Origin of the sequence: Microbulbifer sp. SAOS-129_SWC, assembly GCF_039696035.1 — a bacterium.
In the GTDB taxonomy this organism is placed as follows: domain Bacteria; phylum Pseudomonadota; class Gammaproteobacteria; order Pseudomonadales; family Cellvibrionaceae; genus Microbulbifer.
In genome coordinates this window covers 954,310-967,276 of sequence record NZ_CP155567.1, presented here as the reverse complement: position 1 = coordinate 967,276, position 12,967 = coordinate 954,310, and the positions used below count along the sequence as shown (strand labels likewise).

At 62.2% G+C, this 12,967-nt stretch carries 10 protein-coding genes and 1 pseudogene; 2 read left to right on the top strand and 9 right to left on the bottom strand.

All coding sequences use genetic code 11. The annotated features are described in order from the left end of the window. The first annotated feature begins 310 nt into the window (after positions 1-310). Positions 311-2,956 (top strand): TonB-dependent receptor, encoded by a 2,646-nt coding sequence (locus ABDK11_RS04115; protein ID WP_346839032.1) that lies wholly within the window; start codon positions 311-313, stop codon positions 2,954-2,956. A 133-nt stretch (positions 2,957-3,089) separates the two neighbouring features. Here ABDK11_RS04115 and ABDK11_RS04110 read toward each other — a convergent pair. Next, positions 3,090-3,503, bottom strand: a pseudogene (locus tag ABDK11_RS04110) (CDC27 family protein); the annotation flags it as partial. Positions 3,504-3,524: 21 nt separating this feature from the next. Further along, positions 3,525-4,223 carry a transglutaminase domain-containing protein gene (locus ABDK11_RS04105; RefSeq protein ID WP_346839031.1) on the bottom strand — a complete coding sequence of 233 codons (699 nt, stop codon included), beginning with the start codon at positions 4,221-4,223 and terminating at the stop codon, positions 3,525-3,527. Positions 4,224-4,651: 428 nt separating this feature from the next. On the opposite strand from ABDK11_RS04105, the gene ABDK11_RS04100 reads away from it, so the two are divergent. Then, positions 4,652-6,178 carry a peptide MFS transporter gene (locus ABDK11_RS04100; RefSeq protein ID WP_346839030.1) on the top strand — a complete coding sequence of 509 codons (1,527 nt, stop codon included), beginning with the start codon at positions 4,652-4,654 and terminating at the stop codon, positions 6,176-6,178. Between the two features lie 233 nt (positions 6,179-6,411). On the opposite strand, the gene ABDK11_RS04095 is transcribed toward ABDK11_RS04100, so the two are convergent. The 7 genes from ABDK11_RS04095 to ABDK11_RS04065 form a co-directional block, all read right to left on the bottom strand. Next, entirely contained in the window at positions 6,412-7,239 is an 828-nt protein-coding gene (locus tag ABDK11_RS04095; RefSeq protein WP_346839029.1) for a sulfite exporter TauE/SafE family protein, read from the bottom strand. Between the two features lie 121 nt (positions 7,240-7,360). Beyond that, positions 7,361-8,137 carry an MBL fold metallo-hydrolase gene (locus tag ABDK11_RS04090; RefSeq protein WP_346839028.1) on the bottom strand — a complete coding sequence of 259 codons (777 nt, stop codon included), beginning with the start codon at positions 8,135-8,137 and terminating at the stop codon, positions 7,361-7,363. A gap of 12 nt (positions 8,138-8,149) precedes the next feature. Next, positions 8,150-9,331 carry an outer membrane protein assembly factor BamC gene (gene bamC / locus ABDK11_RS04085; protein WP_346839027.1) on the bottom strand — a complete coding sequence of 394 codons (1,182 nt, stop codon included), beginning with the start codon at positions 9,329-9,331 and terminating at the stop codon, positions 8,150-8,152. 34 nt (positions 9,332-9,365) lie between these two features. Continuing rightward, complete coding sequence (dapA, locus tag ABDK11_RS04080) at positions 9,366-10,241, bottom strand: 4-hydroxy-tetrahydrodipicolinate synthase (protein ID WP_346839026.1); 876 nt, start codon at positions 10,239-10,241, stop codon at positions 9,366-9,368. Positions 10,242-10,328: 87 nt separating this feature from the next. Next, positions 10,329-11,297: an LpxL/LpxP family Kdo(2)-lipid IV(A) lauroyl/palmitoleoyl acyltransferase gene (gene lpxL, locus ABDK11_RS04075; protein ID WP_346839025.1), complete on the bottom strand. Its 969-nt coding sequence runs from the start codon at positions 11,295-11,297 to the stop codon at positions 10,329-10,331. A 143-nt stretch (positions 11,298-11,440) separates the two neighbouring features. Next, entirely contained in the window at positions 11,441-11,674 is a 234-nt protein-coding gene (locus tag ABDK11_RS04070; RefSeq protein WP_346839024.1) for a DUF2789 domain-containing protein, read from the bottom strand. Positions 11,675-11,824: 150 nt separating this feature from the next. After that, a complete protein-coding gene (locus ABDK11_RS04065; RefSeq protein ID WP_346839023.1) occupies positions 11,825-12,868 on the bottom strand; it encodes an NADP(H)-dependent aldo-keto reductase in 1,044 nt (347 codons plus the stop codon). Positions 12,869-12,967: the final 99 nt, after the last annotated feature.

Sequence of the window (12,967 nt, the reverse complement as noted above, 5' to 3'; positions counted from 1 at the left end):
AAAGCTTGTTTTTTGAGCAACTCGACGAGTGGAGCCAGGAAGCATCTATTAAGATATAAACGCTAAAAATCTTGCCTTATGAACAAAAATATCTTCAACAATAAAATATATTGCGGATATGTATAACTCTTGGCGTTTATAAATTACCCATTGAGAGCAGAAATTATACACACCACGCTTAATGGAAAATATTTCGCTTTGTCACAATAGTTCCATAATGTCATTCGATGCATTAAAGTCAGCTCGCGCAAAAAATGCTACAGGCAAACAAACGCATTATAAGTACCTTAAGTACAAAAAAGGATGCATTATGATCAAGACAAAATTGAGCGTTGCAGTTGCAGCTCTGGGCACTATCGCCAGCACCGGTGTTCTGGCCCAGGAAGCGGTGCCGGGACCGGGTGTCGAGGAGGTCGTCGTTACCGGATCCCGCATTGCACGCGATCCCCTGTCCACCACCGGCCCGATCACTATCCTGGATTCCGAGGCCATCCAGCAGTCTGGTGTCGGCACCGTCGACGAACTGCTGAACAAGCTGCCCTCCATGGGCACCACCGGCCTCAATGCCAATGACAACAATGGCGGTCAGGGTCTGTCCTTTGTCGACCTGCGTAACCTGGGTTCCGCGCGTACCCTGGTTCTGGTTAACGGTCGCCGCTTCGTATCCTCCAGCTCCGGTACCGATTCCGCGGTGGATATGAACAATATTCCGGTCGACATGATCGATCGTGTCGAAGTACTGACCGACGGCGCTTCCGCGGTTTATGGCTCCGATGCGGTATCGGGCGTTATCAATGTCGTGACCAAAAAATCCGTCGATGGCGTACGTGTTCGCGCCCGCGCCGGCACCACCACTGAGGGCGGCGGCGACAACGGTGAGCTTTCCATCACCTTCGGTGGTGACGGTGAGCGCGGTAGCTTCATCGGCAATATCAGCCACAGCAAGCGCGACGAAATCACCTACAACGACCGCGACTGGGCGGGCCTGCACAGCTCCATGTCCCCCACCGGCAATATCTATACAAACTATGGCAAATTCGCCATCGGTGAAGACGGCAACACCCTGAGCAACGGTGCCGAATCTTACGATATCGGTCAGTTCATGTGGCTGTCCGGCGCCATGGAGCGCACCAGCGCCACCTTCAATGGCACCTACTCGCTGACCGACGCGGTGGAGTTCTACGGCGAAGCCACTTACACCACCAAAACCACCAACCAGCAGCTGGCCGCACAGCCGATGTACAGCGGCAACGGCTTCAACTTTGATCCGCAGAACTTTTCCGACGCGATCAAGACACAGCTGCAGGACAGCTGGCAGCAAGCCTACGACGCCTGGGTTGCCAACGGCAGCAACATGGATGACGAAGTGCACCCCTACCCGGGTTCAAGCTGGCTGGACGGTTACTCCGACCTGCGTATCCGCCCGGTTGCCGCTGGCACCCGCGACTACGAGCAGAAGACCGACACCTACCGCATCATGGGCGGCCTGCGCGGCGACCTGGCCAATGGCTGGGGCTGGGATACCTTCTACAGCTACGGCAAGAACGAGGGTGACAACTCCACCACCAATTCCTACAACAAATCCAAGTTGCAGGAAATTTTTGACGGTAGCGCCGGCATCACCCCGAAGTTCACCGGTGGCATGAGCCCCGAGGTAACGGATTACTTCCGCTACACCGATCGCGAAAGCAACGAGTATGAGCTGCAGAATTTCGGCGCGTCTCTGACTGGCGACATCGACGCGGTTCAGTTCCAGGGCGGCGCGCTCGGCTTTGCTGCCGGCGTGGAGTACCGCAAGGAATCCGGCGAGTTCACCCCGAGCCCCGAGACCCAGAGCGGCGCAACCTTCGGCAACCAGCAGGACGCCACCTCCGGTGAATACTCCGTGTCCGAGGTATACGCGGAATTGAATATGCCGTTTATCTCCGGCGCCAAGTACGCGGAAGAGCTGTCTGCGGATGTCGCCGTGCGCTACTCCGACTTCGACACCTTTGGCGGTCAGAGCACCGGCAAGATCGGCCTGGTCTACGCACCGACCGAAGACCTGCGCTTCCGCACCAGCCTGTCTACCGCATTCCGCGCACCGGGCATCTACGAGCTGTACAGCGGTACTGCGCAGAGCTACGAGTACCTGATCGATCCGTGTGACTCCAGCGACAACAACGAAAAAGGCCAGGGCGCCTACTGCTCCGATATGGCCGGCTTCACCCAGGCGGGCAGCCAGGTGGCCACCAATATCGGCGGCAATGCCGACCTGCAGCCGGAAGAGTCCACCAGCCTGACCACCGGTGTGGTGTGGACCCCGATGTTCGTGGAAGACCTGTCCGTCACCCTGGACTACTTCGATATCCAGGTGAAAGACGCCATCACTTCCCCGGACCTGCAGCGTATCCTCGACGACTGCTACCGCAACGGCGTTTCCGACGCCTGCCAGTATGTGGCGCGCGGCAACAGCGGCCAGATCTCCCAGCTGGAAGGTTCGCTGATGAATATCGGCGAGATCAACACCCGCGGTATCGATCTGGACGTGGTACAGAACTTCCACTATGACGCCGGCCAGCTGGGCCTGCGCCTGCAGGCCACCCGCCTGCTGGAGTTCGAGGAGTACAACGAGCAGACCGACCAGACCACCGACAAGCTGGACTACATCGGCACCAACAGCGGCCTGTATCCGAAGTGGCGCGGCCTCGCCAGCACCACCTGGACTGCAGACAACTGGAGCCTGGGTGCGCAGGTGGAGCACATCGGTGCGGGCGACAGCCCCTACATGCACGTGCCGTCTCACACCTACCTGAACCTGAAGGCCGGCTGGGATGTAAACGACGCGATGCACCTGTCCGCCGGTGTGGACAACGTGACCAATCGCGAACCGTCTACCACCTCCGGTTCCGACTGGAACGGCAGCTACGACTTCAAAGGCCGCTACGCCTGGGCTGGTGTCAGCTACCAGTTCTAAGCGAGTCGATCGCAAGTCGATAGGAAAAGGGGCGCCTCGGCGCCCCTTTTTTATTGGTGTTTTTTCGACTTTCCCGGCCGGACAGCGGATCGGGTCACACGGTTGAATAATGCATTTTCCCACGGCCTGCCGGCTACTGGCGGCCCTGCTGTTGCAGATACTGCAGCTTGCGTTCGTAGGCATTCCTGGTGGCCGGGTTGTCCACCAGCGCGAAGGCCTCGACGAAGTGCTCGCGGGCTTCCTCCATCTCCCCCAGACGGTAGTCGGTCAGCGCCAGCAGGAAGTGAAAGCGGTGGTCGTCACTGTATTGCCACAGCGCGTGGCGCAGTTGCTTGCGCGCCTGCCGGTACTGCCCCTTGTTGTAAGCTTCGCGCGCGCGGTAATAGAGGTAGTAGGGATTGCGCTCGCGGTGAAAGCGCGCGCGCCGCGCATATTCATCGGCCAGCGCCTCGCGACCGCTGTTGCGATACAGGCGCGCCAGGTTACTGATCGCCACCAGGTTATCCGGTTTCAACTGCAGCGCCTGCCGATAACTCTGTTCCGCCTCCGCGGCGTGCCCAAAACGGCTTTACAGCGCCCCCAGATTCGACCACAGATCGCTGTCACCGGGGCGCAGCTGCAATGCCTTGCGCAGGTAGAGGAAAGCCCTGCGGCGATCGCCCTGCCCCATCAGCTCGACACCACGGTTGCTGTAATACTGGGCCACGGCTGCGGCGTCAGACAGTTTTACCTGATCGTAAATGGGGTCGTAAGCGGCCAGATTGAAATCCACCACGCGGCGGCCACGCGAACTCTCCGACACCATATTGATGTGCCGGTAGATGACGAACGTCTGGGGTTCGTCCTGTCCCCACACCGGCGGTACATCCACCTGATTGAAGTAGGCATCCGCACCCAGTGCGCGCGCCATCGCCACCATCATCAGCGTAAAAGAGAGACAGTTGCCGCGCTGCTGGCGGTAGGTCTCAGTGGCACTGAGGGTAGTGTGCGCATCGTATTCCACATGAAACCGGCGCGCCTCGAACGCGTCCAGTAGCGCGGCCAGACGCCGCTCCGGGCGCACGCCGGGCGCAACGGTGTCGAGGTAGCGGCGCATCGGCGCACTCAGTACCAGCGGATCGTCGTCCGGCAGCTGTGCCGGATCCAGCGGCGCGCCGAGCAGCGCGCGGCCGTCGAGCGCCGCCGCAGTTTCCAGCGGCGGCCCCGGCGGTACGCTGCTGCAGGCACCCAGCAGCAGGCACAGTGACAGTAGCACTGGGGTTTTCATCGTTATTATCCCCTGTTGTCCAGGCTCTAGTGAGGATTTACCACCAATCCCCGCGGCTGTGAATACCCTCGCAGTCTTTTTTTCCGCGGTGGAAATCAACTTTCCTGGCAAGCGGTTTGCACGAAAACTCTGTGCTAAAAACCGCCAGCCCGTTACACCTGTAACGATTCGCCTGCCTAACAGACAACTGTTACACTGCTGGCGTTTGACTCGGAAGCGCCGCACCGCAGCGGCCGCTCACCAAACGCAGTGACGAACGGAGCAACCTGCGCGCAGTTCGCGCCGCGAGCCGCTTTTAGGTGGATTCTTGCCATCACCTGCACCTTGCAGGGCCGCGACGCGAAATCAGCACAGGGGCACTCCGCAAACTGGCGGGACTGCCCTCCGGGCAGTTTTCACTGGAATGAAAACAACTGGAAATTCAGCTTATGACGTCGAAAACATACCAAAACAGCGACGGCTTTTTCGGGCATCCCAAGGGCCTCTCGACCCTGTTCTTCACCGAGATGTGGGAGCGGATGAGCTACTACGGCATGCGGGCGCTACTCGTGTTGTTCATGACCGCGAGTCTGCAGAAAGAAGGCCTCGCCTTCACCGTTGCCGCAGCAACAGCCATCTACGGTCTCTATACGGGCGCAGTCTATTTTCTCGGTCTGCCCGGCGGCTGGATTGCCGACCGCCTGATCGGCGGTCAGCGCGCGATCTTCTATGGCGGCATCATCATCATGTGCGGCCATATCGTGCTGGCCATTCCCAATGACGGCACCTTTTTCATCGGCCTGATCCTGGTCGCCTCCGGCACCGGGCTGTTGAAGCCCAACATCAGCGCCCTGGTCGGCCACCTTTACGCCCCGGATGACGTGCGCCGCGACAGTGGCTATGCGCTCTACTACATGGGCATCAATATCGGTTCTGTCCTCGGCTACACCGTGTGCGGTTATTTCGGTGAAGACATAGGCTGGCACTGGGGCTTCGGCGCCGCGGCCGTGGGCATGGCGCTCGGCCTGGTCCAGTATCGCAAAACCATCCACAACCTGGGCGATGCCAGCCAGCTGCCGGAAAACCCGATGGCACCGGAAAGGGCCAAGACCGCCTGGCGCGTTATCGGCGCACTGGTGCTGGCAACGGCACTGGTAACCGGCCTGGCACTGGCGGACGTGTTCACCATCAATCCGGTGGTGGTGGCCCAGTATGTGGCCGTGGCGTTCAGCCTGATGTTCTTCGTCTACTACGGCTTCATCTACTTCGGCGGCGGCCTCACCGCGGCGGAGAAGAAAAAACTGTGGGCACTGTTTTTCGTGTGCCTGGCCTCGGCCTGTTTCTGGTCCGGTTTCGAGCAGGCCGGCTCCTCGCTGAACCTGTTCGGTCGCGACTACACCGACCGTATCATCGGTTCTTTCCAGTTCCCGGCCTCCTGGTTCCAGAACGCCAACCCGTTGTTCATCATCCTGCTGTCGCCCTTCTTTGCAGCACTGTGGGTGAATCTGGGCAAGCGCATGGTCTCGCCGTCCTACAGCATGAAGTGCGCGATCGGCCTGATCATCATGGCCTCCGGCTTTATCGTGATGTTCTTCGCGGCCCAGTATGCGGCGTCCGGCCTCAAGGTTGCGCCCTACTGGCTGGTTGCCACCTACTTCCTGCACACCGTGGGCGAACTGTGCCTGAGCCCGGTGGCACTGAGTGCGATCAGCAAGCTGTCACCGCGCCGTTTTGCCGGCCAGATGATGGGTGTGTTTGTACTCACCTACTCCATCGGCAACATCATCTCCGGCCTGCTGGCGGGCAATTTCGACCCGAACAATATCGAGCAGCTGCCCAACCTGTACCTGCAGATCAGCCTGTTCAGCATCGGTATCGGTATCGTTATCGCGCTGCTCAGCCTGAAGTCCAAGATCTGGGAACAGGGCGGCGAAGCCACCTCCCCGGCACCGGAAGGCGAAGCGAAAACCGCCTGACGGCATCTCCCCTTCCGGGGGAGCGCCCAACGAAAAAGGCCGCTGCGGAAGCAGCGGCCTTTTTTTTGGCTAATAACATCTTGTGCCACACCGGCACCTGGGCGAACACAAGGTTCGCCCCTACAGATCGGACTGCGCGGTTAAACTCTACCGCGGTGCTTGCGGAGGGTATCCGGCCCAGCAGCGGATATGATCAAAGGACGGATTCCGATAGCGCTGATCACACGGCCCAATCAACCGAACAGCAGTCCCGCATTCAACCAGATAAAACGCGCTCCGATCACCAGCAGCAGGCCCGCAAAGCAGCTCTTCAACAGCTGCGGCGACAGCCGGTGGGCGAGCAGCGCACCGAAGCGCGCGCAGATGGCACTGGCCAGCACGATGCCGAAAAACGCCGGCCAGTAGACATAGCCGCTACTCCAGGCCGGCAGCTGCGGTTCGCCCCAGCCCTGCACGATAAAACTGATCGCACCGGCAATCGCAATCGGCAGGCCGCAGGCCGCAGAGGTGGCAACGGCGCGCTGCATCTGTACCCGGCAGCGAGACAGGAAAGGCACCGTCAGCGAGCCGCCGCCGATACCGAAGATGGCGGAGCCCCAGCCAATCAGCGCGCCGACGCCGGTCAACAGCGGCGCCGCCGGCAAATGGCTGTCGTCAACGCCGGGCAACTCCGCGCGGCGGCGGCCCGCCAGCCACATGCGCGCCGCCATCAGCACGGCGAAAATGCCAATCAACAGTTGCAGCCAGGCCCCCGGCAGTAAGTGGGCAGTCACTCCGCCGAGCCACGAACCGAGCAGAATTCCCGGTGCCATGACGCGGAATACCGACCAATCCACGGCGCCTTTCAGGTGGTGGGTGCGGATGGAGCTGAGCGAAGTAATGACAATGGTCGCCAGCGACGTGGCCACCGCCATATGGGTAAGGATTTCCGGCGCGATGCCCTGGGCGGCAAAGACCAGCACCAGCGCCGGTACGATAATCAGGCCACCACCGACACCGAACAGCCCGGCAATGGTGCCCGCGCCGGCACCGACCAGCAGGTAGATCAGCAGAGTTTCCATATGCCCCCCAGGCAAAATGTGTCCTGTAGGAGCCAGCCCTGCAGGCGAAATCGGCGCGGTGATTGCCCTGGCCATGCGCCAGCAGGGCAGGCTCCTACAGGGAGGTGTGTTCGCGGCGGGATCAGCCGCTGCGCTTGTGGATATCCAGCCAGTCGAAGCCCTGTTGCTGGCAGGCAAAAATGCAGTTGGCCGCGCGCTCGGCGGCGTCTGCCAGCGCGGAGCGGGCCAGTTCGACGGTGTTGTTCTTTTCGCTGATATGGGCCACCACCAGATGCTGCAGCCCTTCACAGCCGACGCGCTGCAGGAAACCCGCCGCCTGCTGGTTACTGAGGTGCCCGTAGGCACCGCCAACGCGGCGTTTCAGCGACGCCGGATAGGGCCCCTGGGCCAGCATTTGCGGATCGTGGTTGGCCTCCAGCACCAGCGCATCGCAGCCGGCGAAATGCTCCTCCACGTGGGGCGTGACCGTACCCAGGTCGGTGAGCAGGCCCAGGCTGGCGCCGCGACTGCGGAAGACGAATTGCGCCGCTTCGCGCGCGTCGTGAGGCACCGCCACCGGCGTGACCTGGATATCCGCCACCGCAAAGGGCTGGTGCCCCTCGATCAGGTGGATTTCCGGCAGGGTGCCGATATCGCGCGCGCGCAGCGTGCCGGGAGTCAGGTAGACGGGAAGGCGGTATTTGCGCGCCAGCGGCGCCACACCGGAGAGGTGATCGCTGTGCTCGTGGGTAACCAGGATGGCGCCGAGGTCGGCGGGCGACAGACCGAGCCGCGCCATGCGCCGCTCGGTCTCCTTGATGGTAAAGCCGCAATCCACCAGCAGGCAGTGTTCGCCCGAGGCGACCAGCGTGCCGTTACCCTTGCTGCCACTGCCCAGTGAAGCAAATCTGAGCGCCACTGCCGCAGCGCCTTAAATCAGGTTCTGGCGAATCGCCATCAGCAGCTTGGAAGCCTTGTTGCGCGCCAGCGGCTGGCCGTGGGTGTCGCGGATGCGCACCTGGATGTGCTCGTCGTCACCGCGCACTATCACCAGGTAACCGGGCAGATCCTGCCCCGTTGCACCGCCGAGGCCAGTCATGCCCTCGAACAGGGCCGGCTTGGCTTCGCTGCCCGGCTCGATATTGCCGAGCAGCTGCTGCAGGGTGACCTTGTCGGCTTTCGCCGCCAGCTCATCCTCGCCCTTGTCCTTTTTACCCCAGGAGAACCAGCCACCTTTCTCGTCTTCCGGCAGCTCGCGGTCCTCGTCGTAAGTGACGTAGAACAGACCGATATCCTGGTCTTCCTGGTGCAGCCGGTAGGCGCCCACATTGAGGGCGTGCGCCACCGTGGCCCAGGCGCGGTCCATAGACAGGTCCAGGGACATGAACGGTTCCTTGCCGGCCGGCTCCTGCACCTGCACCTTGACCGAGCCACCGCCGATGGACTGCGCCACCAGAGACGCCGCGGCACCACCGGATTCGGCCGCCAGCGCCGAGGACATCTCGTCAATCATCCAGCCCTCGCGTTCGGGGCTGGTGGACTGCGCCGGCCACTGGACCGGTTCCTTGACCGGACGGTTGGCGGGCACCGACAGCTGGCGCACGTGGATTTCGGTGGTGTCCGGCTGTACCCCGGCTTCCACGGTCAGGCGGTACTTGTCCTTGGTGTCCGGGCTCTGCTTGAACGTCAGCCAAGCGGTCTCCAGCACACCGGCGGAGGCGTCAGAGGAGGCCAGCTTCAGGCCGGAAGTGCGCAGGAAGTAATGCAACTGCGGCCAGACTTCATCCGGCGGCTGCGATACCAGAACCCAGCGGCGATTACCCAGCTTCTGGATTTTCACCCGGTCCATGCCTGCATTGACCGACAGCGCCTGCGGCCGCGGCACCTCGAACTCGCCGGACGGCGTGTCGCCGTTGTTGATCTGGGGGACCTCGTACAGCTCTTCCTGGGGCTTTTCGCTGACACCCGCGGGCATCTGCAGCGGCGGCAGGCTGTCGGCCATCTGGTAGTCGTCACCGCGATCGCGGAAATAGCCGTCTTTGCCGAATATCCCGCAGCCGGCGAGCGCGACACTGGCGATACACAGCGCCGCTCCAGCAGTCAATTTTGTCATTATTGGGTTCCTGGTTAATTCTCGATTTGCGCGCTTAAAGCACGCCGGCGCTGCGCAGCGCCTCTCGCACTGTGGCGTGGTGGCAGCTGGAGAGTGGGGTCAACGGCAGGCGGATGCCACTGTCGATACGCCCCATTTCCCGCAGCGCCCATTTCACCGGTATCGGGTTGGACTCCACAAACAGCACTTTGTGCAATATCTGGATACGCTGGTCGATGGCGCGGGCGGTTTCGGCGTCGCCGTTCAGGGCGGCGTCGCACATCTGCGCTACCGCCGCCGGCGCCACGTTGGCAGTCACACTGATACTACCGCGGCCACCCAGCAACATCAGCTCCAGCGACGTGGCGTCATCACCGGAGTAGATGGCAAAATCGCGGGGCAAACGCTCCACCAGTTCGCGGGCGCGCTGCAGGTCGCCGGTAGCCTCCTTGATGCCGACGATATTGCCGATCGGCGCCAGCCGCTCCACGGTGTCCGGCAGCATGTCCACGGCGGTGCGTCCGGGCACATTGTAGAGAATCTGGGGGATAGCGACGGCCTTGGCGACAGCCTTGAAGTGCTGAAACAGCCCTTCCTGGGTGGGTTTGTTGTAGTAGGGAGTCACCAGCAGGCAGGCGTCGGCACCGCACTTGGCGGCGTTCTCGGTCAGTTCGATCGCTTCGGTGGTGGAATTGGCTCCGGTACCGGCAATCACCGGAATGCGCCCGGCCACCTGGTCGACCACACGGCGGATGACCTCGACGTGCTCGTTGACATCGAGAGTGGCGGATTCGCCGGTCGTGCCGACAGCCACCAGGGCGCGGGTGCCCTGCTCGATGTGCCACTCCACCAGGTTGTGCAGACTGTCCCAGTCAAGGCTGCCGTCTGCATACATTGGGGTGGCCAGGGCCACCATACTGCCGGAAAACATCCTAACTCCTTAATTCTCGCACCGCGCCAAAATGAGACGGGTATGTTACTGAGGGCACCGGGTTGATACCAGTGTTAGCGCTGGTGATTATTTGAGCGATTTCTTGCGCTTCTTTTTCTTCTTTTTGCGCACACCCTCGTAGACGTTGGGCGCCCCCTCGGGGCGCGTCTTGAAGCGGCGGTGCACCCACATGTACTGCTCGGGGTTTTCCCGCATCCGCGCTTCGACAAACTCATTGACCAGAATCGCGTCCTGCAGTTCGTCGCCGGAAGGGATTTCCTCGATCGGCGGGTAAACTTTCATCCGGTAGCCGTCATCGCCGGGCAGCCGCGTGACCGTATAGGGCACCACCAGTGCGCGACCGACGCGGGCGAAACGCGAGGTGCCGGTCACTGTGGCGGCGGGCTGGCCGAACAGCGGCGCGAACACGCCCTGCTTGATGCCGTAATCCTGGTCCGGGGCATACCACACCGCACGGCCGTTTTTCAGTGCGCGCAGCATGCCGCGCACATCCTTGCGCTGGTAGACCTCGGAATCCTCGCCGTGACGCTCGCGCCCCTTGCGCTGCATATAGTCATAGACCGGATTCTTGTGCGGCCGATACATGCCATCCACCTTGTGGCACATGGCCATAAAGGCGGCGCCGATTTCCAGCGTGGTGAAGTGCATCGCCATCAGCACGACCCCCTGGCCGCGGGCCTGGGGCGCCTGCAGCTGCTCCAGCCCCTCCACCTGTAAGCGCTTGCGCAGCCAGCGGCTGGAGCGAAACCAGGCCATGCCGGTCTCCATCAGCGCGATGCCGTTGGATTCGAAGTTGCGCTGCAGCAGTTGTGTGCGTTCGTCGTCACTGAGCTCGGGAAAGCACAGCGCCAGGTTGCGCTCGGCGATCGTGCGGCGGCTGGGCGCCAGCCGCAGCATCAGCCGGCCGAGCGTGCGGCCCAGGCCCAGCTGCCAGCGATACGGCAGCTGGGCCACCAGGAACCAGAGGGCGAACAGCAGCCAGGTGAACCAGTAGCGCGGGTGAAGCAGCTCGGCGCGAAATCGGGGTTTTTCCATCGGGTATATTGCGGCGCTTGGGCAGTAGAAAGCCGGGCATTATAGCGACGGCGGGCAGCGCCTGGGTAGGGCCGGGTGAATCCGGGCAGCCACAGCCCCCCGTTCACCGCCACCAGCGGCGGTGAACGGGGGGCTTCATATGGTCAGTGACGCAGCAGTGTGTCCAGCTCGTCTACCGCCTCGCACCAGTCGGAGTCGTCCTCGATGGCCTCTTCGAGGAAGCTGCGCTGTCCATCCGACCAGAAGGGCGCCTTGGCCAGTTTCTCTTCGCCATCAAGGTGGTGGCGAGCCAGAAACTCATCGATAGCGGCGTCCTCTGAGGACAGGCCCAGCTGGGCAAAAAGGTCATTCAGCGAGTGAAAGCCGGTGGTTTCCATAACGTATTCGCTCCCCGGGGAAGGCCTTGCCACGGCCGGCAAGGACAGTGAATAAAGAGTACTCGATGGCAAAAAGTATAGTTCGTTGCCCGGCGCTCCCGTCAGCGACGGCGTCCTGAAGGCCGTTGAAAAACGCTTTCCATGGCCTGCTCAGGGCGCCGGATTGGGGTTGGCCGCGTGCACTGACTCGATTGCGGCCAGCTGGTCATCGCTGAGCTCGATGTCGGCACTGGCGATATTGCTGCGCAACTGCGCCATGGTGGTGGCGCCGATGATATTCGCGGTCACGAACGGTTGCCGGTTGATGAATGCCAGTGCCATCTGCGCCGGGTCCAGGCCGAACTCCCGCGCCAGCGCTACGTAGGCTTCGGTGGCCTGCGCGGCGCGTTCGCCGGTGTAGCGCTGGAAGCGCTCGAACAGGGTCAGGCGCGCGCCGGCCGGCTTGTTGCCGCCCAGGTACTTGCCGGACAGCACGCCGAAGGCCAGCGGCGAGTAGGCCAGCAGGCCGCAGTGTTCGCGGATCGCCATCTCCGCGCCGCCCACCTCGAAAGTGCGGTTCAGCAGGTTGTAGGGGTTCTGGATCGAGGCGATGCGCGGCCGGTTGCCGTGCGCGGCCAGGCGCAGGTAGCGGTGCATGCCCCAGGGGGTTTCGTTGGACAGGCCGATATGGCGCACCTTGCCGGCTTTGACCAGTTCTGAAAGTGCGTCCAGGGTTTCGGCAATGGCGATGCCGTCGTCATCGCCGTGCTGGTAGCCGAGGCGACCGAAAAAATTGGCCTGGCGCTCGGGCCAGTGCACCTGATACAGGTCGATATGGTCGGTGCGCAGGCGCTGCAGGGAGTCGTCGCAGGCTTGCAGAATCTGTGCGCGATCGAGACGCGGGCCGCCGCGAATATGGCCGACACCGGAATTCGCCTCGCCGCGGCCGGTCACCTTGGTAGCCAGCACCACCCGATCGCGGGTGCCGCGGGCGGCCAGCCAGTTGCCCACGTATTCCTCGGTGCGCCCCTGTGTCTCGGGGCGTGGCGGTACCGGGTACATTTCCGCGCAGTCGATAAAGTTGACGCCCTGTTCCAGCGCGTAGTCCAGCTGCGCGAAGGCGTCGGCCTCGGTGTTCTGCTCGCCCCAGGTCATAGTGCCCAGGCAGATCAGGCTGACTTTCAGGTCGGTGGTGCCGAGTTGGCGGTATTCCATGGAGAGACTCCTGCAGATCAAAGGGGGATGATTATGCAGGCTCGCGGGAGAGAGTTGTAGGAGCGGGTTAGGCGAACTTAGGGCCCACGGACAAGGGCT

What these genes read in the sequence shown, in the direction of transcription:
- ABDK11_RS04115 (WP_346839032.1), top strand. Translation starts at nt 311, where the DNA reads ATGATCAAGACAAAATTGAGCGTTGCAGTTGCAGCTCTGGGCACTATC.
- ABDK11_RS04105 (WP_346839031.1), bottom strand. Translation starts at nt 4,223, where the DNA reads ATGAAAACCCCAGTGCTACTGTCACTGTGCCTGCTGCTGGGTGCCTGC.
- ABDK11_RS04100 (WP_346839030.1), top strand. Translation starts at nt 4,652, where the DNA reads ATGACGTCGAAAACATACCAAAACAGCGACGGCTTTTTCGGGCATCCC.
- ABDK11_RS04095 (WP_346839029.1), bottom strand. Translation starts at nt 7,239, where the DNA reads ATGGAAACTCTGCTGATCTACCTGCTGGTCGGTGCCGGCGCGGGCACC.
- bamC (WP_346839027.1), bottom strand. Translation starts at nt 9,331, where the DNA reads ATGACAAAATTGACTGCTGGAGCGGCGCTGTGTATCGCCAGTGTCGCG.
- dapA (WP_346839026.1), bottom strand. Translation starts at nt 10,241, where the DNA reads ATGTTTTCCGGCAGTATGGTGGCCCTGGCCACCCCAATGTATGCAGAC.
- lpxL (WP_346839025.1), bottom strand. Translation starts at nt 11,297, where the DNA reads ATGGAAAAACCCCGATTTCGCGCCGAGCTGCTTCACCCGCGCTACTGG.
- ABDK11_RS04070 (WP_346839024.1), bottom strand. Translation starts at nt 11,674, where the DNA reads ATGGAAACCACCGGCTTTCACTCGCTGAATGACCTTTTTGCCCAGCTG.
- ABDK11_RS04065 (WP_346839023.1), bottom strand. Translation starts at nt 12,868, where the DNA reads ATGGAATACCGCCAACTCGGCACCACCGACCTGAAAGTCAGCCTGATC.